Annotated in this window: 18 protein-coding genes and 1 pseudogene; 5 read left to right on the top strand and 14 right to left on the bottom strand. The window is 58.9% G+C overall.

Features of this window, described 5'->3' with window-relative positions; all coding sequences use genetic code 11:
- Nucleotides 1-82: 82 nt before the first annotated feature.
- From Z947_RS21470 to Z947_RS0107310, 3 genes are all read right to left on the bottom strand, one after another.
- On the bottom strand, nt 83-2,554 hold the full coding sequence (locus Z947_RS21470) for a caspase family protein (RefSeq protein WP_156026632.1): 2,472 nt from the start codon (nt 2,552-2,554) through the stop codon (nt 83-85).
- Nucleotides 2,505-2,993, bottom strand: coding sequence for a peptidoglycan-binding domain-containing protein (locus tag Z947_RS0107315; RefSeq protein WP_025043655.1), 489 nt, complete (start codon nt 2,991-2,993; stop codon nt 2,505-2,507). The genes Z947_RS21470 and Z947_RS0107315 overlap by 50 nt, the downstream gene beginning before the upstream one ends.
- Before the next feature lie 303 nt (nt 2,994-3,296).
- Nucleotides 3,297-4,778, bottom strand: a complete 1,482-nt coding sequence (locus Z947_RS0107310) for an inorganic phosphate transporter (RefSeq protein WP_025043654.1) — start codon at nt 4,776-4,778, stop codon at nt 3,297-3,299.
- Nucleotides 4,779-5,029: 251 nt separating this feature from the next.
- Here Z947_RS0107310 and Z947_RS0107300 point away from each other — a divergent pair, with 251 nt between their 5' ends.
- Together Z947_RS0107300 and Z947_RS0107295 are read left to right on the top strand one after the other, a co-directional pair.
- The gene (locus tag Z947_RS0107300) at nt 5,030-6,310 is read left to right on the top strand and encodes a flavin-dependent oxidoreductase (RefSeq protein ID WP_025043652.1); all 1,281 of its coding nucleotides are present in this window, start codon (nt 5,030-5,032) and stop codon (nt 6,308-6,310) included.
- 68 nt (nt 6,311-6,378) lie between these two features.
- Nucleotides 6,379-6,708, top strand: a complete 330-nt coding sequence (locus tag Z947_RS0107295; protein ID WP_025043651.1) for an arsenate reductase family protein — start codon at nt 6,379-6,381, stop codon at nt 6,706-6,708.
- Between the two features lie 487 nt (nt 6,709-7,195).
- Here the strand turns inward: Z947_RS0107295 and ugpB are convergent.
- Nucleotides 7,196-8,443 (bottom strand): annotated as a pseudogene (gene ugpB, locus Z947_RS20850) (sn-glycerol-3-phosphate ABC transporter substrate-binding protein UgpB); the annotation flags it as partial.
- Between the two features lie 321 nt (nt 8,444-8,764).
- Here ugpB and Z947_RS0107280 point away from each other — a divergent pair.
- Nucleotides 8,765-9,172, top strand: a complete 408-nt coding sequence (locus Z947_RS0107280) for a DUF1801 domain-containing protein (RefSeq protein ID WP_025043650.1) — start codon at nt 8,765-8,767, stop codon at nt 9,170-9,172.
- Here Z947_RS0107280 and Z947_RS0107275 read toward each other — a convergent pair.
- From Z947_RS0107275 to Z947_RS0107245, 7 genes are all read right to left on the bottom strand, one after another.
- Complete coding sequence (locus Z947_RS0107275; protein ID WP_025043649.1) at nt 9,169-10,596, bottom strand: DUF6880 family protein; 1,428 nt, start codon at nt 10,594-10,596, stop codon at nt 9,169-9,171. The two genes, Z947_RS0107280 and Z947_RS0107275, sit on opposite strands and share 4 nt — an antisense overlap.
- A 40-nt stretch (nt 10,597-10,636) precedes the next feature.
- A complete protein-coding gene (gene rsgA, locus Z947_RS0107270; RefSeq protein WP_240477516.1) occupies nt 10,637-11,671 on the bottom strand; it encodes a ribosome small subunit-dependent GTPase A in 1,035 nt (344 codons plus the stop codon).
- Nucleotides 11,672-11,753: 82 nt separating this feature from the next.
- Nucleotides 11,754-13,313 carry an acetolactate synthase large subunit gene (locus Z947_RS0107265; protein WP_240477515.1) on the bottom strand — a complete coding sequence of 520 codons (1,560 nt, stop codon included), beginning with the start codon at nt 13,311-13,313 and terminating at the stop codon, nt 11,754-11,756.
- An 11-nt stretch (nt 13,314-13,324) separates the two neighbouring features.
- The gene (locus Z947_RS0107260; RefSeq protein WP_025043646.1) at nt 13,325-14,893 is read right to left on the bottom strand and encodes a class I adenylate-forming enzyme family protein; all 1,569 of its coding nucleotides are present in this window, start codon (nt 14,891-14,893) and stop codon (nt 13,325-13,327) included.
- 5 nt (nt 14,894-14,898) lie between these two features.
- Nucleotides 14,899-16,893: a TRAP transporter permease gene (locus tag Z947_RS0107255; protein ID WP_025043645.1), complete on the bottom strand. Its 1,995-nt coding sequence runs from the start codon at nt 16,891-16,893 to the stop codon at nt 14,899-14,901.
- A 78-nt stretch (nt 16,894-16,971) separates the two neighbouring features.
- The gene (locus Z947_RS0107250) at nt 16,972-18,108 is read right to left on the bottom strand and encodes a TAXI family TRAP transporter solute-binding subunit (RefSeq protein WP_025043644.1); all 1,137 of its coding nucleotides are present in this window, start codon (nt 18,106-18,108) and stop codon (nt 16,972-16,974) included.
- Between the two features lie 301 nt (nt 18,109-18,409).
- Nucleotides 18,410-19,441: an L-idonate 5-dehydrogenase gene (locus Z947_RS0107245; protein WP_025043643.1), complete on the bottom strand. Its 1,032-nt coding sequence runs from the start codon at nt 19,439-19,441 to the stop codon at nt 18,410-18,412.
- A gap of 147 nt (nt 19,442-19,588) precedes the next feature.
- Between Z947_RS0107245 and Z947_RS0107240 the strand changes: the two genes are divergently transcribed.
- Both Z947_RS0107240 and Z947_RS0107235 read left to right on the top strand, forming a co-directional pair.
- Complete coding sequence (locus Z947_RS0107240) at nt 19,589-20,356, top strand: SDR family oxidoreductase (protein WP_025043642.1); 768 nt, start codon at nt 19,589-19,591, stop codon at nt 20,354-20,356.
- Nucleotides 20,357-20,369: 13 nt separating this feature from the next.
- Nucleotides 20,370-21,263 (top strand): NAD(P)-dependent oxidoreductase, encoded by an 894-nt coding sequence (locus Z947_RS0107235; protein ID WP_025043641.1) that lies wholly within the window; start codon nt 20,370-20,372, stop codon nt 21,261-21,263.
- Between the two features lie 3 nt (nt 21,264-21,266).
- On the opposite strand, the gene Z947_RS0107230 is transcribed toward Z947_RS0107235, so the two are convergent.
- The 3 genes from Z947_RS0107230 to edd form a co-directional block, all read right to left on the bottom strand.
- Nucleotides 21,267-22,307, bottom strand: a complete 1,041-nt coding sequence (locus Z947_RS0107230) for an aromatic ring-hydroxylating dioxygenase subunit alpha (RefSeq protein ID WP_025043640.1) — start codon at nt 22,305-22,307, stop codon at nt 21,267-21,269.
- Nucleotides 22,308-22,530: 223 nt separating this feature from the next.
- The gene (eda, locus tag Z947_RS0107220; RefSeq protein WP_420804498.1) at nt 22,531-23,175 is read right to left on the bottom strand and encodes a bifunctional 4-hydroxy-2-oxoglutarate aldolase/2-dehydro-3-deoxy-phosphogluconate aldolase; all 645 of its coding nucleotides are present in this window, start codon (nt 23,173-23,175) and stop codon (nt 22,531-22,533) included.
- 10 nt (nt 23,176-23,185) lie between these two features.
- On the bottom strand, nt 23,186-24,994 hold the full coding sequence (gene edd / locus Z947_RS0107215; protein ID WP_025043638.1) for a phosphogluconate dehydratase: 1,809 nt from the start codon (nt 24,992-24,994) through the stop codon (nt 23,186-23,188).
- Between the last annotated feature and the right edge of the window lie 24 nt (nt 24,995-25,018).

The following is a 25,018-nucleotide window of genomic DNA, read 5'->3' as shown; positions in this document are numbered from 1 at the left end:
CCGCGGCTCTGACAGAACCTATCGTCCTAATTGCCTTAAGCATCTCATTGCTCCCTCGTCCCTTTGTCGTTGCAAAGGGGGTTTAAAATAGATCGACCCTGAATTTGGAACGCTCCCAGAATATCTGGGCCAGCACCATCAACCGGTCCTGTCTGCTCGCCGGAATACTTCGGCCTGTTACATGTAAAAATTCTTCAAGTTTCTGGCGGCTTTGCGGGCCAAACGATCCGTCGATTTCAATATCGACCCCCAGATCACGCATCAGCGCCTGCGCCCCGCCATCAAGCGCTTTCGCTGAGAGGCCCGTCAAAATGTCCAGCGCCGCTTTGCGTGCCTGCGGATTGCGCAATGTCGCGGATTTCGCCGCCCGCACCGCCGCGTCATGCAGCGCGAAACCGGCGGGTGTGCGGTTGGTGATGACCCAAGCCGCATTTGCACCGCCCCAACTGTCCCCGCGCTTCAACCCTTCATCATACCATTTGACGGCCAGCACGGCATCCGCGCCGCTTTGCAGGGCACCCCCGATGTAAAGCCGCCCCAAGCTGGTCGGCGCGGTCGGATGCCCGCCCGCTGCCGCCTGTTCGAACAAGTCGCGGGCCAGCTCTGCGTCCTTTGGCTCACCGGCCAATCCGTTCGCCGCGACGAAACCCATATTTGCGATACCGTAAATATCATCACGCGCCGCACTGCCTTGCAGATAGCGCAGCCCCCGCTTGGGGTCGTAATGCGCGCTGCTCTCATCCAGAAAATAGAGACCAAGCGCGTTCATCGAAAACGTATGACCCAGCTCAAGCGCGCGCGACAGCAATTCAAAACCGCGCAGCTGTTCGGTCCCCGAGGTCGGGTAGCGTAATAATTGCAGGCCAAGAGAGTGATAGCCATATGGGTCCCCTCGCGCCACGCCTGCCGCAAAGAAGCTGATTGCCCGCTCGGATGCCCGACCGGACAAACGCCCCTTGGTGGCTTCAACCCGCGCGATCTCCAAAAGACCAAGACCTTGAAATGCCCGCGTGTGCCCCAAATCCCGCGCCTTGAGATAGGCGGCTTCAGCGGCATCAATCTTGCCGCTCGCCAAAAACACGCGGCCCAGCTGATACTGGAAACGCCCGCTTTTCGGGTCGCCCGCGACAGCGGCTGTGCAGGCTACCAATGCTGCCTCAAGATCAATTTCGTTCGGGTAAACCGCGAAACCCACCCCTTCAGGGTCCAGATGATCCCCTGCTTCGCGATCACAAGGGTCGACCGTTAGCGCGACATCCACGCTTTGGCGCCCGCTCACGGATCCGATGTCAAACCGGTCGCTCAACGTGCCCGCCGTTCCAACACCCGCATGCACGATCTGCGAGGCCGGCCGGTAATAGAGATTTGCCATGTCATCCGCGCGCAGCGTCGCGTTTTGAGGCACCTCAAGCAGCCGTCCTTCCCGCTGCACTTCGATCCTTCCCGCTGAGGGGTGTGACAGAAGCGTTAAACCGGCCGGGCTGGTGTCCTGGGACGTCAGGTTTAATCCAACGCGCACTTTCGGATTCAATGTACCCGTGACGGCAATCGGCAACGCCTTTTGCCCCTCCGCCACGTTCGCGGCGGCTGGATCTACCCGCCATGCAGTTTGTCCCTCTTGTCGGGCCAAATAGACCGGTTCGATCAGGGACGAGCTTTGCCAGGGCAGTTGGCGTTGTCCTGTTCTTTGATACACATTGCGTCGAATATCCTTGAGCAGATCATCAAACGACGCTTCGGGACGCGCGCTGATCGCCTCCACCATAGCTTCGGTAAAGGGGCTGTTGTCCCCGACGCCATCAAGCGCGACCGCGCCTGGCGAAGTCGAGAAAACGATAAGCGAATTGATTGGCGATTCCTGCGTATTGAATCCGTTACGGACAGAGGCCGGCACACCATCAAGGGTCACCGACAGCTCCTTGTCTGGAAACGGGTTCTCGCGGCAACTGTCCAGAATGGCCACCACCGAGCGCGCCCGCGAAGAGGCCAGCGCAAGGATGCTTTGTAAGGACACCGTTTCAAACGGCAGATCATACACCGACGTCACATTGCTGTCCGTTGGCAGGATGTAGTTTCTGCCGCCGACCTGCACGCCGTGGCCCGCGTAAAACACCAACACCTCTGCGCCGAACTCGACCTCGAACAGCATCTCTCGCATCACCGCTTCAAAGCCGCGCTTGTTCAGGTCGTAATGTTCGGACACCGTGTAATCGCTCTGCCGCAGCGTCTGCGCCAACAGCCGGGCATCGGCGACCGCATTTGGCAAATCGCCGACGTTGTCATAATCGCCATTGCCAAGGATCAGGGCAAACCGCTGGGTGCTTTTCTGGTTCAGGTCGAAAGCCACAGGTGCCATGCCGGAAACGCCGGTCGATCTGACGATCAACTGTACGTCCGATGTGCTGTTTTGAGCCACCGCCGCAACAGGTGAACACACCAATCCCAACATGCCGGCGATCAGGAGAGATCCCAACCGTGCCACGGTCATATGCCCTGCAGCGCAATCAGTTCCATGCGCCACCACCGGAGCCGCCTGCCCCGCCACCTGCGTCACCCGACGGCTCCGCAGTCGACGGTGTCGACGGTTTTTGCGCTGGTGCCGGACGCTGCTTTGGGGCCGCCTTGGCCGCAGTTTTTGCCTTTTTCGGCTGGGCGTAGGTGGTTGTGCTTGCCGCCTGTTGCGGCGCGTTCGACCGCAGACTTTGCAACAGCGGCGTGCTGACAAAACCGGTTACAGGCGCCCCGATATCGCGCTGATAAGTTCTGATCGCCTGACGGGTCGACGTGGTAATCACGCCATCCGCCCCGCCACGCATATATCCAAGGCGCGCCAGAAGTATTTCGATTTCCCGGTTCTCGCTTGCACTCATCAGATGATCTGCACGGGGCCAGTCAATATCCCGAAATCCCGCGGCACCCTGCCCGGGAGGGGCGCATGCCCCCAATAGAAGCGCAGAAATCGCACAAGTGGCGTACATAAATGGTCTGATCATTGCCGACCCTTTCAAAAGAATTGAACTATAAAAATGCGGCAACTAATAAATAATTATGTAACATTACGTGAGATCGCCCTAAAAACAAAAACATTTCTCGTGCAGGGCCGATGGACCTTGATCGTCCAGTAGGATCGCAATTGATTTAGTCAGACCGAAAGCAAAATAATTTCCGGTTAAAACAACTCCCTAGGAACAAGCGTGTGCTTAATGCATCGCTTGCAAATAACTCTGTGTTGCGCACTTCGGCGTTTCGCAAATACCCGCCTGGCGATCTTACTAAAGATACACCTCAACCGATGGTTAACTCATTACTTGATTGATCCCTAAAAAGATCACTGCCGACAGGACGGCCGCCGCCGGAACGGTAATGACCCATGCCGCGAGGATTGTCATGACATGCGAGCGGCGAACCAATTTGCGCCGTCTGCGCTCTTCTGGTGCGTGAACCGTTGTATCGGGCAAACGAAGGCGTGCCTTGCGCATGCGCCGTTCTGCATCCCATTCGCGGAAAAAACCAACTCCGAAAACACCGCCAACCGCAATATGGGTCGAGCTGACCGGCAGGCCCAGCCAACTGGCGAGAATAACTGTGATCGCAGCCGACAGCGCCACGCAATAAGCGCGCATCGGGTTCAGTTTGGTAATCTGTCCCCCGACCATGCGGATCAGTTTGGGGCCGAACAGAAACAGACCAAACGATATGCCCAAGGCACCGATCACCATGACCCAGAACGGAATGCTGACGGCTTGTGTGAAATCGCCGGATTGCGACGCCTGGACGATCGCGGCCAGTGGACCAACCGCGTTTGCGACATCGTTGGCACCATGCGCAAAGCACAACAAAGCCGCCGAAACGACCAGCGGGATACCAAACAGTACTTTCAGCGACTTGTTCCGGTTTTCAAGCCCCTCGGCCTGTTTGCGGATGACGGGGATCATCACCAACCAGACCAGAACACCAACGGCAAGCCCGATGATTAGGGCCGATGACATGTCAATCTTGATGATCTTCTTCAGCCCCTTCAGCGCCAGATAAGACCCGAACGCCCCTGCCATAATGCCGACCAGCAGCGGCACCCACGTACGCGCGGCCGCGATTTTGTCTTCGCGATAGATAATGCGCGACTTGATAACCCACAGGAAAAACGCCGCAATCACGCCCCCCAGCACGGGCGAGATCACCCAGCTGGCTGCGATCTTACCCATGGTTGGCCAGTTTACCGCTGCAAAACCGGCCGCGGCAATGCCCGCGCCCATGACGCCCCCGACGACGGAATGCGTCGTTGAAACCGGCGCCCCGACCCATGTGGCAAGGTTCACCCACAGGGCGGCCGACAACAGGGCTGCCATCATGGCCCAGATAAACACCGACGCTGTGCCCATGCTTTCGGGTGCAATGATGCCTTTGGCGATGGTTGAAACAACATCCCCGCCCGCAATCAGCGCCCCCGCGCCTTCAAAAACCACAGCAATTGCAATAGCACCGCCCATCGACAAGGCACCCGCACCCACCGCAGGCCCCACATTGTTGGCCACATCATTCGCCCCGATGTTCAGCGCCATATAGGCCCCCAAACAGGCGGCAATCACGACAATGACCGTATTGCTTTCCTGACCGAAGAACAGCATCGCGGAGATACCGGCCAACAGCACAAAGACCAGTGAAATGCCCGGTCCCACCAGTGGACGCGAAGTGTAGCTGCTGAGCCGGTCAAGATTGGAGTAACGTTCCAGATCGCGGTCCAGTGTCTCTAGATGCCGTGCGTCACCTTGTTGCGTCATATGTGTTACCCCTTTGAGTTAGCGAGTCCTCTACAGTTCAACACGGCTGAAAATCAACTGCCCAGTTGTGTCTGCACCGGTCTTAACCAATGGGCGCAGGCGGAATACACCAATCACGGGTAGCCTGCGCTTCTTTGCAAAGCCGTTGTGGTTTGGTGTGTTTTCTATGAAGGTCTGTGTTGACAGGCGCAAAAAACATAAATCGAAAATGGCAGGTATGCCCATTCTCCCATTTTAACGGATGCACAGATATGACCACTGACACTCCTGTACTCATCGCCGGCGGCGGTATTGGTGGCCTGACACTGGCGTTGACATTGCACCAGATCGGCGTGCCCTGCGTGGTGCTGGAAAGCGCCGCGGAAATGCGCCCTATGGGCGTGGGCATCAACATCCAACCCAATGCCGTGCGCGAATTGTTCGATCTTGGCATCACGGCTGACGCGCTGGACAGCATCGGCGTGCCGGCGCGGGAATGGGCGTTGGTCGGGTTGAACGGCAAGGAAGTCTATGCCGAACCGCGCGGGCAATTGGCCGGATACAACTGGCCCCAATATGCCGCGGACCGCGGCGCCTTTCACATGTTACTGTATCAAACTGTGCTGGACCGGTTGGGGCCGGATGCCGTGCGCCTTGGTCGCCGCCTGCAAAACTACGAGATATGCGACGGGGGCGTAACGGTTGATGTCACCAGGGAGGACGGAACAATCAAACAGCTGCGGGCCCGCCTGTTGATTGGCGCGGATGGCATCCATTCAACCGTTCGTGCACAGATGCACCCCGACCAGCCCCCTATCCACTGGGGCGGTGCATTGATGTGGCGCGGCACGGTGCGCATGAAGCCGCTGCGCACCGGATCGTCCTTTGTGGGCTTGGGCACACATCAGCATCGCATGGTGATCTATCCAATTTCACCGCCGGATGCAGATGGCACCTGCATCGTGAACTGGATCGCCGAAGTCACGATGGACAATGCCGAAGGCTGGCAACAGTCCGGTTGGTTCCGACCTGTCGAAGTTGACAGGTTTATCCATCACTTTGATCAATTCCGTTATGACTGGTTGGACGTGCCTGCCATGCTGCGCCGTGCGGATTGCGCATTCGAGAACCCGATGATCGACCGCGATCCTATTCCAACGTGGGTTGACGGCCCCGTTGCCCTGATGGGCGATGCGGCCCATGCGATGTATCCCACGGGATCAAACGGTGCCAGTCAAGCGATTGTCGATGCACGGGTCATCGGCGCACAGATGTTGGAACACGGCGTGACCGCGACTGCTCTTTCTGCCTATGACACGCAGCTGTGCGGCCCGATTTCTGCATTGGTGTTGCGTAATCGCGGGGCAGGCCCGTTTGGCATGTTGAACCTGCTTGATGAACGCTGCGGTGGTGTGTTCGACGATATCGAAACCGTCATGCCCGCCACTGAACGGCAGCAGTTTATGGCGAATTACAAAGCCGCCGCCGGTTTCGCCATCGAAAGCCTGAACGCCGCCCCCCCTACCGTGACCGCAGGGTCGCGGGTCACCTAAACCGAAACTGTTGCGCAGCCCTGGCCGATGACCCAAAGTGCACGACAACTCCCGAAAGGATTTGCACCATGATGATTTACGGACTGAGCACCTGTTCGGTATGCCAAAAAGCCCGCAAGGCGCTGGAGGCGGTGCGCAAAGATGTCGCCTTTCGCGATGTGCGCGCCGACCCGCTGAGCGAGGACGAATTGGCGGTCATGATCGCCGAATTTGGCGACCGGTTGGTGGACCGGACCTCAAACGATTACCGCGCGCTCAGCGCGTGGTTAAAAGCCTCCGAAGCCGAGGCACAGATCGCCGCACAGCCCAAGGTCATGGCCCGCCCCGTTCTACAGGATGGTGAGGACTGGTATTTGGGTTGGGATGATGCCGTGCAAAAGGCGCTTCTGCCCGCGTGAGTTAAGTTGCGCGGCGCAGGCCGGTATCCACATCGAACAGATGTGCCTTATCCGGCTGAATGGTAAAACGCAGTTCTTAGCTGGGCTGATCCATCAGATGCACACCTTGTAGGCTGGCAGTGAAATTACCGCTTACGGCATCGACAGCCCCGTGCAGCAATGTGTTTGCCCCCAGTGGTTCTGCCATTCTGGCCTGAACGCGGATCGCGCCGTCGTCCTGCACCAGCAGATGTTCCGGCCGCACGCCCAGCTTGACCGGTCCGTCCGGCCCGACGCCGGCCGCGACCACCTTGGCCTCGATCTGGTCCTTGGGCAGCTTTGCAATCTTCAACCCGTAGCCCATGTTCTGGCGCACCGACATATGCGGATAAAGCGCGTAGTTCTGGAACACCATCGCGATATCGCGGTCCATCGGTTCCTTGTCATTGGCGCGCTGGCCGCCAATCTGCACTTCGCCACCCGATACGGTTTCCAGCCCCGCAACCATGCGCAGCAATGCATCGCCAAGCTCTTTGGCGCTGTCCATTGCTTTTTGTGCTGTCTTGTCACCCGACCAGATACCTTCCAGATCTTCGTCGATGATGCCCCGGATCTGGTCAAACGATCCCAGACGCAGACCTTTGGAATTGGCCGTCGGCTGGTTGGTGGTCATCTGGATTACCGCAACATCGGTGCCGGGGTTTTCGTCATAAAAACCCGCCGCGCGTGTCGCTTCGCCGGCTTCCGTGGTGATTGGCAAGTAACCGGTGTCCTGATGCCATTTGGCCTGAACATCGGACGAGGACAGATAGCTCAGGAACGTGCCTGCACCTTTGTATTCTTCCGCCTCATGACCTTCCATCACCCACAAGGACGCACCACCGATGATGGTGTTTTGTGGCGCATTTCCAACGCCTTCCCAATAAGGCAGCGGACGCACGTCAAACTCAAACTCTGCATCGGCCTTGATCCCTGCGTAACCCGCCGAGCTTTCGGTGAACAATGCGCATTCGCCGGAGCGGAAGTTCGCACCGCCCTCGTTGCGACGGCCGGCATAGATGAACTTGCCATCCTTGGCCCACTGGCCCATCGCATTCAGGTGTGCCACCTGTGCTTCGCCGTTCAGCATCAGTTCTGTGTCGACACCGGCGAAACCGTTGTCTTTGCTGGCGAACGGCACGTCATGATAGGCCGACAGGTTCTCAAGGTGGATCCAGCTTTGCCATGCTGTGACCAGCGGGCAATCTTCGCCCCCCGCCTTCAGCGCGTCCAGTGTGGTGCCGACGTTCTGCCATGTGGACAGGTCTGTATCGGGATCAACACCGGCAGCTTCCATCGCATCGCGGTTCACCCAAAGAACAGGTGTGGAAGAGTTGAACGGCAACGACAACATGTCACCCTCCGCAGACGTATAGTACCCTTTTACAGCACCGATATAGGCATCCGGCTCAAACGTTGCGCCGCTGTTGGCCATGACTTCATGCACCGGACGGATTGCGCCCTTGGCTGCCATCATCGTGGCTGTGCCGACTTCGAACACCATCAGGATGTGGGGCTGTTCGCCGGCGCGAAACGCGGCAATCCCCGCGTTCAGCGTTTCGGAATAGTTTCCTTTGTGGGTCTGTACGACGGTATAGTCGTCCTGACTTGCGTTGAACTCTTCGACTTGTGCGGCGACCAGTTCACCCAGACGCCCCGTGAAAGCATGCTAGATATGCACTTCGGTTTGGGCCATTGCAGCGATTGGCGACAGCATGGTTGAAACGGCGAGCGCGCCGATGAAAGACTTTTTCTTGATTTCTCCCCTGCACCACAGCGGTGCGTTGTCATTTCGGCCACTGGTTTCAGACCAGAGCCGTGGCGCGGCGACACAAACGACATTCAGCTGCCCCGGTTCATCCGCAACACTTGCAGGGCGTTTGACAAGGTTTCGCAACGAACTTGTTAGAGAAAGCGTATTTTTAACAGTATGTTACGGAATTTCCTTCGGATCAGCGGGTAAACAAGTTTCATAAGCGGCATCGCTGCTTTAAACTTGAACTGAACACAATCGAAATCCCGCGGAAAAGGGAAATTCATGCACGCCATCCCTGCGCAGATATCGCCCGCCTTTGACAAATTCGCGCCTGATCATCGGGAGAGATTGCTCAGATTGCGGCAGATGATTTTTGACGCAGCGCTAGCCGACCCGCGCATCGGCGATATTGAAGAGGCGCTGCGCTGGGGCGAACCCGCTTATCTGACCAGCCAAAGCAAATCCGGCAGCACCATACGGCTTGGCGTTGAAAAAACGTCCGGCCAGCCCGCATTGTTTTTCAATTGCAACACCACGCTGGTCGAAGAATTCCGCGCCCAGTTTGGCACTGCTTTGGCCTACGCCAAAAACCGCGCAGTTCTTGTTTCAACGACAGATGGCGACGCGGGTCAAGCGCTTCGAATCTGCATTGCCGCCGCGCTCACCTATCACCTGCGCAAAAAAGCTTAGGGCAGCCGCGCCCAGAACGACGACTTGTGTTTGTGCCGCTCGCGCAAATACCCCTCGAACACTTCATGCGGCGGGAAACGGCCGTAATCCGTCACCTCAAGATCAGCGGCGATACAATCCATCAAATGATCGGCAGCATGGCCGTATCGTGTGGTGCGCCCCTCCGAGAGCGCATAATCAATCATCGCCCGCCACAACAAAACCGCAGCCCGCGGGTGCCTGTCACGCAAGGATTCCGCGGCAGGGGTCAGCAACTCGTAATGGTTCCCGTTCAGTTCTTCGGCGCGGTCCTCGACCAGTTTGGCCGCGAATATCAAATCGGGCCATTCCAGGAAGAAGGACAACGCGGTGGTGATGTCCTCAAACTGTAATGCATGCGCTTTGGCCTCATCCTCGACCTCGATGTCATCAAAATCCGGCAGCACTTTCAGGTAGTCGCGCAACACGTCACGATCCAGCGTAGCGCAAAATACCGACCATCGGTGGGTCTGCGCGTCCGGCAACCGGTCCAGCGCAAGAAGACAGGCGATGTAAACCCTGTCCCATCGCAAATCATCCACGCGCCGCTGATCCAGATCGGCGCCTGTCAGAACCGCCAGCGCCGCGCTGGCGCGTCCTTCGCCCAGTTCAAGTTCGGCCACTTCTGCCGCGACATGCGGACGGGCGAGTTCCGCCGCAGAATATTGCGCAACATAGGCATCGGTATCGCCCTGCGCGACGGCGATCTCTTGCAGACACCGCTTGATCAGACGCGACTTTTGCTCTTCGGCGTAATTGCCACCGTTGCTGCGTAAATCGCGAAGAAATTGAATGGCGGCGTGGCTCTGTGGTTCCTCAACGGGTGTTTCAGCATGGGCCGTAACCAGTGTCTTGAGGTGATCAAGCCCCGCCGTTCCCAACGTGTTCGCCATCAACCCGATGATGCCGTCGAATTCACCATAGCCGTTGTCGCGCATAACCTCCCATACCCGCAGCGCCAAGACCTGCGGGTCCAGACCGGCACGCGGCGCGATGTCTTCAAGCTGCGCACGTGCGTTGCGAAATACGTCCCCCACATCCCCGCGGCTGTCATCAACGCGTTCGTAAACCGACGGGGCCAGATCGACGAATTCCCACAGCAGATCGAAAGCGACATCAGGCGCATCTGGCGCAATCTTGCCGATGATCATCTCGGCCTGCGTGGTCAAATCCTTGATCAGCGCCTTGCGCCTTCGCCAGCCGACAAAACTGGTCGAGCGCCGGATGGAATTCAGCCGTTTGCGCACATCACGGGCCAGTTCGGTCGGTCCCAGATTATGGCTCAGTTCCAGCCGCAATCGCCGTTTGATTTCGGCGCTGCCGGTGCTGACCTCGATCAGGAGATTGGCGAGGGTTTCCGCGCCAAGTGCTGCCAGATTTTCCGCATTCAGAGTTTTCTTTGACATGGCGCATGTTCGCATTCACCGCGCCCCAAGAAAAGAGCACTTAGCGTTTCCGGCGCTTCCCTTGCGGTTTTTTGTTGCCGCGTGGACCCGTAGTTTGCGGGGTGTTGTCCTGATTTTCATCCGCCAGTTTACGCCAGCGTTCCAACCGGTCTGGCATCACGCTGCCTGCGGCGATCCCCGCCTGCACCGCGCAACCCGGTTCATGGGCGTGGGTACAGTCGCGGAATTTGCAATCCGGGGCGAGCTCCGCGATTTCAGCAAACAGCACGTCCAGTCCTGCGGCCACGTCACTAAGATGCAGCGTGCGGATGCCCGGCGTATCAATCACACAGCCCCCCGCCTGCGTGGTGTGCAGGGACCGCGCCGTCGTTGTGTGGCGCCCTTTCGCATCATCCTCGCGGATGCCGCCGGTTGCTTGGGCGTCCTCACCCGTTTTGTTGGCCAGCGTGTTCAGCAACGTCGACTTGCCCACACCGGACGACCCTACCAGCGCCACCGTCTGTCCGGGGCCGCACCACGGGGCCAGCATCTGCGCCGCCTCGGGTGTTTTCGCGTTAAGAGTCACAACAGACAAACCACGTTGCAAGGCCTTGGCCTGTTCTTCGAAGGGCGTGACCGTGCGCGCCTGATCGGCCTTGGTCAGGACGATCACCGGCTGTGTCTCCGCCTCGTTGGCCAGCGCCAGATAGCGTTCAAGACGCGCGGGGTTAAAGTCGTCGTTGCAGGAAGTCACAATAAACAAAGTATCGACATTCGCCGCGATCAACTGTGGGACCCGCGCGCCTTCCGTCTTGCGCTCCAGCAAGGCATGCCGGTCCAGACGGCGCAGAAACATGCGCGTTTCAGGATCCGCCAAGACCCAATCGCCCACAGCGAAGTCCGTGGTTTTCGATGTCGCCGGCAGGTTGACTTTGACCGTCCCCGCCGGACCTTCGGCCGTGAGGCGCGAGCGGTGCACAGTCGCAATGCGCAGACGCGCAAGCGATGTTTCATCCGCGCCCAGCTGTGCATCAAAGAAATCAGACCACCCAAGGGCGGCCAAAGGGCGCGGTGTATGTTCAGATAATTTTGACACAAGATCCTGAATGGGGATGAAGCGGGGCTGATGCAAGTGTTTGATGCGTTACCGTAACGCATCCCTGCCCAGCCCCCTACACTTACAGCATCACTTCGATCAGGTTCGGGCCGCCGCTGGCCAGCCCGTCGGCCAGCGCATCCTCCAGCCCGTCGCAATCCGTGACGCGCACCGCATCCACGCCCATGGAGCGCGACATTTGCACCCAATCCAGCGCAGGCCGGTCAAGGCTAAGCATGTCAACCGCACGGGGTCCTGCGTTGGCAACACCGACATTCGTCAGCTCGCCGCGCAAAATCTGGTAGCTGCGGTTGGCAAAAACAAGGATCGTCACGTCCAGTTTTTCACGCGCCATCGTCCACAACGATTGCACCGTATACATCGCCGACCCGTCACCTGTCAGGCACATCACCTTGCGGTCAGGACAGGCAACCGCCGCCCCGATTGACGCAGGCAGGGCATACCCGATCGAGCCGCCGCAATTGTTCAGCCACGTGTGTTTCGGTGCCCCCTTGGTGGCGGGGGAAAAGGCGCGGCCGGTGGTCACGGATTCATCGACGACAATGGCGTCTTCGGGAATGGCGCGCGCGATCAGGGCCGCAAGGTTATCGAGATTAATCGGGCCGTCGGGGCGCTCCGGCATGGAGGCTTCGACCACATGGGCGGGCGGTGTTGCGCTTGCCTGCGTCCCCTCTGAAAGGGCCGTGAGGGCCGCGCCAAGGTCAGCACCGGCATCCGCAAGTTTCACTATTTCCGCCCCATCACGGGTCAGGATCGCGGGTTTTCCCGGATAGGCAAAGAACCCGATGGGGGCCCGTGCACCAATCAGAACGATACGTTTAAAGGGCTCCAGCACCTTGAGCGCAATGTCGATAGGATAAGGCACACGCCCCACGAAAACGCGCCCTGCGCCGCGTTCCAGACGGGCGTTCGACCACTCCGACAGGATTTTACAACCGGTTTTCGCAGCGATACGCCCAGCGGTTTCCAGATTGCTTTCGGTCAGCGCCCCACCGCCCAGCAACAACAGGGTTTCAGGGCCATCAAGGGCATCGATGGCCTGCGCAAGCTGGCTTTCGTCAAAGGGCGCAGGTGCCGGCAGATCAACAGCATCCTGTGGCACGCCACCTTCGTTCCATGCTGTGTCACTTGGCAAGACCAACGTCGCAATCTGGCCCGGTGCTGTCATTGATGCCTGCACCGCTTTCGCCGCATCCGCCCCCACGGTGGCCGCAGAATGCGAAGTGTGTACCCAATGCGACACCGGCCGCGCGATCCCTTCGATGTCCGAGGTCAGCGGCGCGTCCAGCTCAATATGGGTAGAGGCATGTTCGCCCACAATATTCACCACGCCGGACCCCGCCTTTTTCGCGTTGTGCAGGTTGGACAAGCCATTGGCCAGCCCCGGCCCGAGGTGCAGCAAGGTCGAGGCCGGTTTGCCCGCCATGCGGTAATACCCGTCCGCCGCACCGGTCGCGACGCCCTCTTGCAACGCAAGGATCGAACGCATGCCCGGGATATGGTCAAGGGCCGCAACAAAGTGCATTTCCGAGGTGCCCGGATTGGTGAAACAAACGTTCACGTCATTGGCCAAAAGAGTGTGAACAAGGCTTTCGGCGCCATTCATTTTAGGGTCTGTCATTGGTTTGCCTTTCACGATGTTTCTTTGTCCCAGTAGGGCGCGCGCAAGTCTTTCTTGAGGATCTTGCCAATGGTGCTGCGCGGCAGCGTGTCGCGGATTTCGATGTTGGACAGGCGCTGGCTTTTGCCCAGCCGCGTGTTCGCTTCGGCCAGAATTTCGTCTGCTGTCCGCGTCGCTCCGGCACGGCACACCACAAGGCCCAAGGGCGTTTCGCCCCAAGCCTCTGAGGGCACGCCGATGACTGCCGCGTCGGTGACGTCCGCGTCCTGCAACAACACCAGCTCCAGATCATTGGCGTAGATGTTCAGCCCGCCCGAAATAATCATGTCCTTTTTGCGATCCGACAGGATCAAGAATCCGTCTTCGTCAAAATACCCCATGTCGCCTGAGCGGAAATAGATCTGCCCTTGCGCGTCGCGCCAGATGTATTCGGCAGTAAGGTCGTCGCGACCGAAATATCCCGCCATCATCGTCGGACCGCGCCCGCAAATCTCACCAACCTCGCCCTGCGCGACTTCCTTGCCCGACGTGTCGATCAGGCGAATGTCGTTGCCAGGGGCCAGTTTCCCCACGGTATGCAGTTTGGTCGGGAATTCATCGGCCGCCAGTACGGTCACACCGCCGCCTTCGGTCAGACCGTAATATTCCAGCAAGCGACCGGGAAAGCGGGCCAACACGTCTTTTTTTACATCCGCGCGCAACGGGGCCGATGTCGAAAACTTTACCCGCATCGACGATAGGTCAAAGGTATCGAAATCAGGCACATCCATGATGCGTTTATATTGCACTGGCACCAACATCGTGTGGGTGATTTTTTCGCGCTGAACGATTTCCAGATATGCGCGCGCGTCGAACTTGGGCATCAGATAAACGGTCGATCCGCCAAACAAGGTCGGCAGGAACGCAACGATTGTCGTGTTGGAATAAAGCGGTGTCGAAATCAGCGTGCGGGCATTGTCGTCATACCCGTTCGGCGTCACGCGATCCATTTGCGCCGCGCGCATCCAGTGATTGTGCAGGATGCCCTTGGGTGTGCCCGTGGTGCCGGAAGAATAGATCAGGTTGAACGCATCCGACATTTCAATTGCGACCATCGGATCACTGTCCGCCGCGCCCGCCAACGCGGTGTCATAGGCCGTGAAATCCGCGTGTTCGAAATCAATCGCATAGCGGTCGAGCGGCAGATCGCTAACGAAGCCTGAAACCAGATCAAGATATTGCTGTGCTACGAAAATCGCCTTGGCACCGCAATCGGTCAACATCTTTTGCAACGCATCCGGTGACGCCATGGACGACAGCGGCGTGACACACCCCCCTGCCCGCAGAATGCCCATAAACAATTCAGCATAAGCGATGGAGTTGGCCGAGATGACAGCAATATTGTCGCCCTTGCGCAGCCCTTTTGCAAGCAACAGGTTCGCAATGCGGTTGATGCGGCGATCAAAAGCCCCCCATGTCACAGAGGTGTCGCCACAAACCAGCGCAACCTGCTCGGGATGAGCAGCGGCGTTGGTCCGAATGCGGGCGACGATGGTTTCGGTGGGCGGTGTGTCGGAATGTGGTGGCGTAATCGGGATCATAACTCTCAGGTTGGGTTTGGGCCCGCGGCATTACTCCGCCAGGCGGTGAACATTGGCAGGGCGCACAGGACAGCCCCGATCAGGAAAGAGGAGGCGTAGCCGAGGCTGACCAAACCGGTCTGCGGCATCGCGATCAAAACACCACCACAGAACAAAAGGATGCGCAGCGGCATGCCGCTGGCCCCTTCAAGCGGGCCGATCAGGCTGATGTAGCCTTGCAGGGCGGATGAAATCATCGCGACACCGATCATGGCACAGCTCAAGGCGACCACGACTTCCCACGCAGGGGCCTGCCCGATCAGCGCCGGATTCAGCACAAAGAAGAACGGCGCGATGTAAATCACACCGCCAAGGCGCATGGCCTCGAACCCTGTCGCAATCGGATTGGAGCCAGCCATGGTCGAGGCGGCAAAAGCCCCGAGGGCAACCGGCGGCGTGATATAGCTGACCATCCCCCAGTAAAGGATGAACAGATGCACCGCGAGAGTGTTCAGTCCACCCGCTTCGAGCGCGGGCGCAAGGACGACGGCAAGGAAAATATAACAAGCCGTCACCGTCATCCCCATGCCAAAGATAAACGCGGTCATCGCGCCCATCAACAACAACACCAACGTGTTGTCACCGGCCATAAACACCAGTTCGTTCACCAGCGTGCCCGCAAGGCCCGTGGCCGAAAACGACCCGACAATCAGACCGACGCCAAGCAGGATCGCGGTCAGCTCTGCCAGCCCCATGCCGACACCCACGATCATATTGCCCAAACGCTGTTTGTTCAGCCGGAACCGCGCACGGAACTGGTTTACCAAGAGCAACAGTGCGGTAGCGTAAAACGGTGCCGAAGATTCCTGACGCAGGCCGATCATCATATAAAGTAGCAGCGCGAAGACAAAGATATAGGGCCAGCCCTCTTTCATCACTTCCTTAAGACGCGGCAAGTCCGGTCGCGGCAGACCGCGCAGGCCACGTTTGGCGGCATAGGCGTCGATGCCGGTGAACAGCCCCCAGTAAAACAGGATACTTGGGATCGCCGCAGCAAGGGCGATTTCCACATAAGGGCGCGACAGGAACGACGCCATGATAAACGCCGTGGCCCCCATGATCGGCGGCATCAACACCCCGCCGGTGGAGGCGCAGGCCTCCGTCGCGGCGGCGGTTTTCGCGCTGAAGCCGGTTTTGCGCATGGCGGGAATGGACACAGCACCGGTCGTCAGCACGTTCGAAATAACAGAGCCGGACATCGACCCCATGAAACCACTGGCAAAAATGGACACCTTGGCTGCGCCGCCGCGATACCCGCCGACAAGCCCAAGTGCGAGGTCGTTAAAGAATTGCCCGCCACCGGTGCGTTGCAGCACAGCGCCAAACAGGATGAAACCGATCACCACACCGCCAAAAGCCTTCATCGGAATGCCAAAGGAGCTTTCGGCAGAGAAGACGTGATAGGGCACAGTTTGCATGAAGGTGCTTTGAAAACCCGAAAACGGATCCGGCACATGGCCTGCAAAAGTCGGGTAGAATGCAAAGAAGCAAACGATCAGAAACAGGACCAAACCGCCTGCCCGCCGCGTCGCTTCGAGGATCAGAAAGAAGAACACAACCGAGACATATTGCGCAGTCTGGGGTGCCGCATATTCCCAGCCCTGCGACAAATTGGTTTGGGCTGTTTGCGCCAGATAGCCGGTACAGGCCAAAGCCAAAGCGAACAGCGCCCAATCCAGTAGGGACGGCACACCGCCCTTGCCACCGCGCATCTGGAAAATAAGAAAGCTAAGGGCCAGAAAAAGGCCACCAAGGATATAGAGGTATCGTCCTTCGATCAGGACGATGCCTAGAATCTGCAAGTTGAAAAGCTGGTTGATCACCAAAATCAACGAGAAAAGCGTGCCCGCCACCACGACCCAGCGCGCTGGCCCCGCGATACGTTCGGATGGGGTGCCACCGTCTATGGCAACCTGTTCAACTCCTTTAGGCAAAGGAGTTTGCGCGTTCTGATCTGTCATGAGGGCACTCTTATCTGGAACAACAAAGCGTAAACCGGCCGATGCGGACACCGGCCGGTTTACATCAACTAGGAAAGATCAAAATACGACGGCAAAACCGCCATCGGCCAAAGCTTTGCGGCGTGCGTCGCCCCATGCGGCTTCCCAATCGGCGGGTGCTGCTGCTTTGGTTGCTTCCCACGCCGCGGCCAATGCTTCCTGACGTGCAATCAGATTGTCGTTATGCGCCTGTGCAGAATCGTTCCAGACACCAACCTCTGTGTAATAGCGGATCGCGCCCTCGTGGTAGGGAACAACCCATTCCATATTCTGCTTGTCCATCGCCCAGCCGCCGATACCCGGTGAATTGCCGTCATACTCGGGAAACAGCTCCACCATCGCCTTGGTCATGTTGTAAACCAGATCCGCCTCGGTCGCTTCCATCGCGGTCAATACAGGATAGGCGTAACCGGCCCCCTGATGGCCGTCGGTGCCGTCGATGCCCGCACCGACTTTGGCTTTGTTGATCTGAAAGAAGGGCGCAATATCGGTCATGCGCTTGAAACCCTCGGTGTCCGCCGGATCAATCGGGGGCCAGAACAAACCGCGCGGGCCGGCTTCGGCCTCATAGGTTTTGCCCGAATTGGTCGCCGCAAATGCGGCATCTACCTGACCTTCGATCACGCCATTCCAGCTTGCGCCATAGCCGCCGAAATCAACACGTTCGACATCGTCCCATGTCAGACCGGCGTAGGCCAGATATGCTTCGGTATTCACGTTCAGTGCAGGCGCACCCACGATATAGGCCACGCGCTTGCCCTTGAGATCCGCGTAAGTTTTGATCCCCAGATCACCCGCCACACCAACCGCAAGGTTGATCGCACCGCCGTTGTTGGCCATCAAAACGCGCACCGGCTGAGGGCCCCAGTTTTCCGCGCCGAAATCAAAGACACCTTCCTGTGCCATAAAGCTGCCGCCGACACCGGTCGCCGAAAACTGCACACGTCCCTGACGCAGCGGCTCGGTGCGTGACACATCATTCTTGCCCGGCAGCACGCGCAGGTTTACGCCCGCCGCATCCTGCAGCGCAGCACCAATCGCAACCGCTTGGTTATAACCCGCGGATCCGGTCCCGTAGGCCGTCCAGCTCATTTGCTTTGGCAGCTCAAAGTCCGCCGCCATTGCCATCGACCCCGACAGGCCCAAAACAGCAATTGCAGATGTAAAATAGTTCATGATCGTCCTCCCATAAAATTCCCGACCTCCCATCCGCTTGCGCGGGGTGGCGGGTGTGGCGGTTACGCGTTTTTGAAACGGCGTTCCGCTCTGTGGATCAGGATAGAGAGAATGGCTTTGTTAAGTCAACACATCTTGGGGAATGGCCGTGTTCATATTTAAGTGACGCTGCGCCAAACGCCCCCACCGAAGTGGCGCGGGGCCAGCACGCAGTCGCCGCAGCGATCTCCACCCGATCCGGCCACTGTTAAAACAGCCCCGTTCCGCGATGCACCCGTCGGCAACCGGTGCTTCAGGCGTCTTATGAAAAAGTAATCTGCGCTTTCATTGCGCGACTTCGATCGCCTGCAGTTTCAAAGGCTTCAACGGCCTGATCCAATGCAAAACTGTGGGTGATCAGGGGCTTCACATCGATCAATCCTTTTTGCATCAGGCTGACCCCGGTGTGAAACTCTTCGTGAAAACGGAACGACCCCTTCAGCGAAAGCTCCTTGGCCGTCATTGCCTGCACCGGCAAGGTCATATCGCCCCCCAATCCCAGTTGAAGGATCGTACCGCCCGGCCGCATCGTGGGCACAGCAGCGGTCAAAGCCTGCGCCGCGCCGGAGCATTCAAATAGCACATCGAAATGTCCCTTGTCCGCGCCGTAAGCTGCCAATTGATCCGCGTTCTGCGCCATGTTGACGGTGATATCCGCCCCCGCCTGTTTTGCCATCCCCAATGTGAAATCACCCAGATCGGTCGCAACAATCAAATCCGCACCGGCGCGGCGCGCGGCCAGAATGCACAACACGCCTATGGGTCCGCATCCTGTCACCAGAACCGATTTGCCCAGCAAAGGCCCCGCGCGGCGCACGGCATGCAAACAGACGGCAAGCGGTTCTGCCATCGCGGCCTCGCCGGCGCTTAACCCGTCTGCGACTGCGCATTGCGACGCCTCTGCCACCAGCAACTGTCGAAAGGCACCCTGAATATGCGGAAATGGCATGGCCGAACCATAAAATCGCATGTTTAGACAGTGATTGAACATTGCCGCGTCACAATACTTGCATCGCCCGCAGGGCCGCGATGGAGACACGGCAACCAGTTGTCCTTCGTGCAATTCGGTGACGCCAGCGCCCAGCGCCATGATATGACCGGACACCTCATGGCCCAATACCATCGGTTCTTTCAGGCGAATATCGCCAAATCCACCGTGGTTGAAGTAATGCAGGTCGGACCCGCAAATCCCCCCCGCAGCAAGCCGGATTTGCACCTGTCCCGCTTGCGGTGTTTCAACCGGCTGCGCCTCGATACGCAGGTCTTTGGGAGCGTGGATCACAATAGATTTCATAGCATTTTCTCCCCTGCCCGTTTTCGACCGGGCGCTGCGTTCACCACATTGCCCAACAGGATCGCCCCACCGGAACACCGTTGACTTTGGTTGTTACCGATAACAGAAACATGGGATCCATAAATTGTCGAGACCGTTAGGAACGCCATGAGCCTGAACCTATTTGACCTCACCGGCAAACGTGCCTTGATTACCGGCTCCTCCCAAGGGATCGGATTTGCCTTGGCGCGTGGACTTGCCGCTGCAGGGGCGGAAATCGTGTTGAACGGACGTGATGCGAACAAGCTGGCCACTGCGGCAGAGGTGTTGCGCGGCGAAGGTTGCACCATTCACGAACTCGCGTTTGATGCCACAGATCATATCGCGGTGCGTGCGGCGGTCGACGGGTTCGAAGCCGAGACAGGCGCGATTGATATTCTGGTCAATAATGCAGGCATGCAGCACCGCGCCCCGCTGGAAGATTTCCCTGCCGACGCTTTTGAGCGATTGTTGCAGACCAATGTGGCTTCGGTCTTTCACGTCGGCCAAGCTTGCGCCAATCACATGATCAAACGCGGTGCCGGTAAGATTGTGAACATATGTTCCGTGCAGACCGCCCTCGCCCGTCCGGGCATCGCGCCCTATACGGCCACCAAAGGCGCTGTTGCGAACCTGACCAAAGGCATGGCGACGGATTGGGCGAAACACGGGCTGCAATGCAACGGGCTGGCCCCCGGATATTTCGACACCCCCCTGAACAAAGCCCTGGTAGATGACCCCGACTTTACCGACTGGCTATCCAAACGCACCCCTGCGGGGCGCTGGGGCAATGTCGATGAATTGGTCGGCACCTGCATTTTCCTCTCCTCTGCCGCCTCTTCCTTCGTGAACGGCACCACGGTATTCGTGGACGGCGGCATCACTGCGTCCTTGTGACAAAACCGGAAACATGAACATGCCTCTAAATATCGCATTGATTGGCGCTGGTACCATGGGCGGCGCAATCGGACGGCGGTTGTTAGCGACCGGCCAAAACCTGACCGTCTTTGATCTGGACCCTGAAAAGGTGGCGGACCTTGTGAAGCTTGGGGCAAGCGCGGCGGCAAGTGCCGCCGAAGCCGCAGCGCCCTGCGATTATGTCATCACCAGCCTCAATGCGCCCCACATCGTTGAGATCGCCATTTTCGGCGCGGGTGGCGTGGCGGAGGGTGCGAAAAAGGGGACCCTGATCATCGACATGTCCTCCATTGATCCCGAAGCGACCAAGGCGATGGGGAACAAGGCCGCAGAGAAAGGGTTGCGTTGGGTCGACAGCCCCCTATCGGGTGGCGCGCCCAAGGCGTTGAGCGGCGAGCTGACCCTGATGGCCGGTGGCACGGCCCCAGATGTCAAAGACGCGCACAATGTGCTGCAATATCTGGCCAGCAACTACACCCACATGGGCCCTGTCGGCGCAGGCCAGACGACCAAGTTGATCAATCAGGTGCTATGCGGGTTGAACTTTATGGCCGTGGCCGAAGCCACCCAACTGGCGCTGGACGCGGGTGTCGATGCGGCCAAAGTGCCTGTGGCCCTGAAAGGCGGGCGCGCGGACAGCGCGATTTTGCAAGAATATATGCCGCGCTTTGCGACCAAGGATTACCGCCGCACGGGACGCATCGACAATATGGTCAAAGACCTGAACGGCGCGCAGGATCTGGCACGGCGCACACATACCTCGATGCCCTTGACTGCCCTTTGCGCCGAAGTGCACCGGATGCTGACGGCCGCCGGTCTGGGCGGCGAAGATCAAGCGGCCCTGATGGAGTATTTCACCGGCCCCGACCGCACGCAGTTCGACTAACCCTCACTCTGCCATCTGGCGATCAACCTGCTGTTCTTCGTTGATCATCGCCTGCAATTGCCGCCGGAACCGCAGCTGTCCCGCATCAATCGGCAGATCGATATGGGGCGATCGCTTGTCGCTCATGCCCTCTTGCACCGCATTCAGCACGGCACGGTCCTCTTCAAAGGCGTGCTGCACGTCATCACTCATCAGCTGGGACAATGCCGCATCGTCAGGGCGGATGTTACGCAGTTGAAACCAGTAATACCGTGTCTGGCCTTCGGTTGTGGGGGTCATGAAATTATAGCTGTCCATGATGAACACATCCTCGTGCAGTGGCCCGTCTGGCCCACCCGTTCCGGCCGGCGTAAAGACCGCTTTGATCAGTGCATGTGAGGGGTAGCGTACTTCGTAATGCTGCAAGCGGTCGCAATTGCCGGAAAAACCGATAACCTTTTTGTAAAACGGGGCCGGTTCGACGTCCATCATCCAGCGGTGCACGATCACCCCGTCATCCGTTTTACTGACCCGCAGCGGCGCGTCTTTGGTCGCCGATTGTCCAAAGCTGCTGGCATGCACCCACGCCACATGCGTGGGGTCCAGCAGGTTATCGCACATCAACAGATAATTGCAGTCCAGTTCCATTGCCGCCCCACGGTTGATGCCCCACGCGGGATCGTCATAGTGTTCGATCTCGAAAATATCATGCGGATCGGCCAATGCCGGATTGCCCATCCATATCCAGACCAACCCGTATTTTTCATGCAGAGGATAAGCATGGACACGGGCCTGCGACGGAATACGCCCCGTTCCCGGTGCCCAAACACATTGGCCCGCACAATCAAAGGTCAGCCCGTGATAGCCACATTCGACCGTGTCCCCCTTGATGCGTCCCTTGGACAGCGGCAGCTTTCGGTGGGGACAGGCATCTTCCAGCGCGACCAATTCGCCGCTTTCAGACCGGAAGACACAAATCTTTTCGCCCAAAACAATGATTTGCTGAAGCGCACGGGTGATCTCGTGATCCCACGCCGCGACGTACCATGCGTTCTTTAAAAACATTGCGGCCTCCCGATTGCTGCGGCTCAATTAGAAACCGCGATCAACAGGACAGTCCAGCGCAAAGCGCCACATAACAAGCGGTTCGCAGGCGGGATCATCGCGGGGGCGCGCCAGAAGTCCCCGCATCCGTGTTCAGCACCGCGGCGGCGCTGCGCACGGCAGGGTCCAACCGGTCCATCGACCATGCGATCCAGTTTTGTGCCGACGCCCGGCTTTCTACCGATTAAGACGGCTGGCCCAGCTGACTGGCGGCGCGGGCAAGGGCTTCGATCTCGTCCCATTTCCCTGCGGTGATCAGATCATTGGGGGCGACCCAGCTGCCGCCTGCGCAAATCACATTTGGCTGCGACAAATAGCTTTGCGCATTGTCGGGGTTGATGCCGCCGGTCGGACAGAAAGTGATCTGCGGCAGTGGGCCACCGATGCCCTTTAACGCACCGACCCCGCCCGAAGCTTCGGCAGGAAAGAATTTTTGCACATCATAGCCGCGCGCCAAAAGCGCCATCGCTTCTGATGCTGTCGCAGCACCCGGAAGCATCGGCAAACCTGCTGCTTCGGTAGCGTCCAGCAATGCATCAGTCGCCCCCGGAGATACGCCAAACTGCGCGCCCGCTTTGACCGCTGCGGCAACATCATCCGCTGTAACCAAAGTGCCGGCACCGGCGTAGCCGCCTTCGACCTTTGCCATCTCCGCAATCACGTCAAGGGCGGCAGGGGTGCGCAATGTCACCTCAAGAACAGGCAGGCCGCCGCGCACCAATGCTTCGGCCAGGGGCCGTGCGTGGGTCACGTCATGCACTACCAGTACCGGAATAATCGGGGCCAGTGCACACAGTCGGCGCGCCTCAATCGAACGTGAATTTTCCATCGTCATATCCTTACCATCCAAAGACGCTTGCGCCTGTTTCTGCAGCCCCCACCGATGCACGGAACGGCGCGAACAGTTCGCGGCCCGTGCCAGCATGGCCGCCGGTTAAATCTGCCGACGCCAAGGGTCGCGCAGCGGCATCGGCGTTCAGGTTTTCCAAGGTTCCGCTAACCGCATCCAGACGCAGCATATCGCCATCCTGCACCTGTGCAATCGGGCCGCCGTCCACCGCTTCGGGGCAGACATGGATCGCTGCGGGCACTTTGCCAGACGCGCCGGACATGCGCCCGTCCGTGACCAACGCCACCTTTTGCCCGCGTCCCTGAAGGATCGCGAGCATCGGCGTCAGGCTGTGCAGCTCCGGCATGCCGTTAGCCTTTGGCCCCTGAAAGCGGACCACAACGATGACATCACCGGTAAATTCGCCAGCTTTGAACGCGGCCTTGGCGTCCTCCTGCGAATGGAACACCCGCGCTGGCGCCTCAATGATGTGGAATTCAGGTTTCACCGCCGAGACTTTGATCACGCCTGCCCCCAACGATCCCTTGAGATGTTTCAAACCGCCTGTTGCGGCAAAAGGGGCGTCGATCGTGCTGACAATCTTGTCGTTCAGGCTGACGTCAGTACCGGCCTTCCAGACCAGTTCGTCGTCCTGCAAAAACGGTTCTTGAGTATAAAGCGCAAGCCCCCTGCCCGCGACCGTCATCGTGTCGGGGTGTAACAACCCACCTTTCAGCAATTCGCTGATCACGAGGCCGAGCCCCCCCGCAGCATGAAAGTGGTTCACGTCAGCCAAACCATTCGGATAGACCCGCGCCAGCAACGGCACCAGTTCGGACACCTCCGAGAAATCTTCGGGCGTCAGAACAATGCCCCCTGCCCGCGCCATCGCAACCATATGGATCAAAAGGTTCGTCGACCCGCCCGTCGCCATCAGGCCGACCATACCGTTCACAAATGCCTTTTCGTCAAGAATATCACAGACCGGTGTGTAGCTGTCGCCCAGTGCCGACAGCGACAAGGCGCGACGGGCCCCTTCGGCGGTCAGGGCCTCGCGCATGCCGGTGTTGGGCGTGACAAAGCTGGACCCGGGCAGGTGCAGCCCCATGAATTCCATCAGCATCTGGTTGGTGTTCGCCGTGCCATAGAACGTGCAAGTGCCGGGGCCGTGATAGGCGGCCATCTCGGCGGCCATCAGCTCTTCACGACCACATTCACCGGCGGCAAATTTCTGGCGAACCATTGCCTTGTCGTCGTTGGCCAGACCGCTGGTCATCGGGCCCGCCGGCACAAACACGGCCGGCAGGTGACCGAACGCCTGTGCGCCGATCACCAACCCCGGCACGATCTTGTCACAGACGCCAAGAAATACGGCAGCATCGAAAACATTGTGGCTGAGCGCGACGCCGGCCGCCATCGCGATTACGTCACGCGAAAACAGGCTCAGCTCCATCCCAGCCTCGCCTTGTGTCACGCCGTCACACATTGCCGGTACGCCGCCCGCAACCTGTGCGGTGCCACCGACACTGCGGGCCGCAGCGCGCAGCACATCGGGAAACACCTCGAAAGGTTGGTGTGCCGACAGCATGTCATTGTAGGCGGTCACGATCCCGAGGTTGCCACCGATACCCGTTGCCAGTTTGCCTTGATCCTCGCCCGCTGCCGCATAGGCATGGGCCTGTCCGCTGCATGATAGGTGGGCGCGCGATGGCCCCTTGCTGGCCGCTGCGCGCATGCGTTCAAGATAGGCGCTGCGCGGTGCAGCGCTGCGCGCCACGATACGGTCGGTTATCTGCTGGAGTTTGGGATGAACGGCCATGAATCACCTACTGTTAGCGTTAAC

The organism is Sulfitobacter geojensis (assembly GCF_000622325.1).
Taxonomy (GTDB): Bacteria; Pseudomonadota; Alphaproteobacteria; order Rhodobacterales; family Rhodobacteraceae; genus Sulfitobacter; species Sulfitobacter geojensis.
This window is presented reverse-complemented; position numbering and strand designations above follow the sequence as displayed.

Excerpts from the sequence above, each read along its gene's own strand:
- Z947_RS0107315 (WP_025043655.1), bottom strand. The coding sequence starts at position 2,993 with ATGATCAGACCATTTATGTACGCCACTTGTGCGATTTCTGCGCTTCTA.
- Z947_RS0107310 (WP_025043654.1), bottom strand. The coding sequence starts at position 4,778 with ATGACGCAACAAGGTGACGCACGGCATCTAGAGACACTGGACCGCGAT.
- Z947_RS0107300 (WP_025043652.1), top strand. The coding sequence starts at position 5,030 with ATGACCACTGACACTCCTGTACTCATCGCCGGCGGCGGTATTGGTGGC.
- Z947_RS0107295 (WP_025043651.1), top strand. The coding sequence starts at position 6,379 with ATGATGATTTACGGACTGAGCACCTGTTCGGTATGCCAAAAAGCCCGC.
- Z947_RS0107280 (WP_025043650.1), top strand. The coding sequence starts at position 8,765 with ATGCACGCCATCCCTGCGCAGATATCGCCCGCCTTTGACAAATTCGCG.
- Z947_RS0107275 (WP_025043649.1), bottom strand. The coding sequence starts at position 10,596 with ATGTCAAAGAAAACTCTGAATGCGGAAAATCTGGCAGCACTTGGCGCG.
- Z947_RS0107265 (WP_240477515.1), bottom strand. The coding sequence starts at position 13,313 with ATGACAGACCCTAAAATGAATGGCGCCGAAAGCCTTGTTCACACTCTT.
- Z947_RS0107260 (WP_025043646.1), bottom strand. The coding sequence starts at position 14,893 with ATGATCCCGATTACGCCACCACATTCCGACACACCGCCCACCGAAACC.
- Z947_RS0107255 (WP_025043645.1), bottom strand. The coding sequence starts at position 16,893 with ATGACAGATCAGAACGCGCAAACTCCTTTGCCTAAAGGAGTTGAACAG.
- Z947_RS0107250 (WP_025043644.1), bottom strand. The coding sequence starts at position 18,108 with ATGAACTATTTTACATCTGCAATTGCTGTTTTGGGCCTGTCGGGGTCG.
- Z947_RS0107245 (WP_025043643.1), bottom strand. The coding sequence starts at position 19,441 with ATGAAATCTATTGTGATCCACGCTCCCAAAGACCTGCGTATCGAGGCG.
- Z947_RS0107240 (WP_025043642.1), top strand. The coding sequence starts at position 19,589 with ATGAGCCTGAACCTATTTGACCTCACCGGCAAACGTGCCTTGATTACC.
- Z947_RS0107235 (WP_025043641.1), top strand. The coding sequence starts at position 20,370 with ATGAACATGCCTCTAAATATCGCATTGATTGGCGCTGGTACCATGGGC.
- Z947_RS0107230 (WP_025043640.1), bottom strand. The coding sequence starts at position 22,307 with ATGTTTTTAAAGAACGCATGGTACGTCGCGGCGTGGGATCACGAGATC.
- eda (WP_420804498.1), bottom strand. The coding sequence starts at position 23,175 with ATGGAAAATTCACGTTCGATTGAGGCGCGCCGACTGTGTGCACTGGCC.
- edd (WP_025043638.1), bottom strand. The coding sequence starts at position 24,994 with ATGGCCGTTCATCCCAAACTCCAGCAGATAACCGACCGTATCGTGGCG.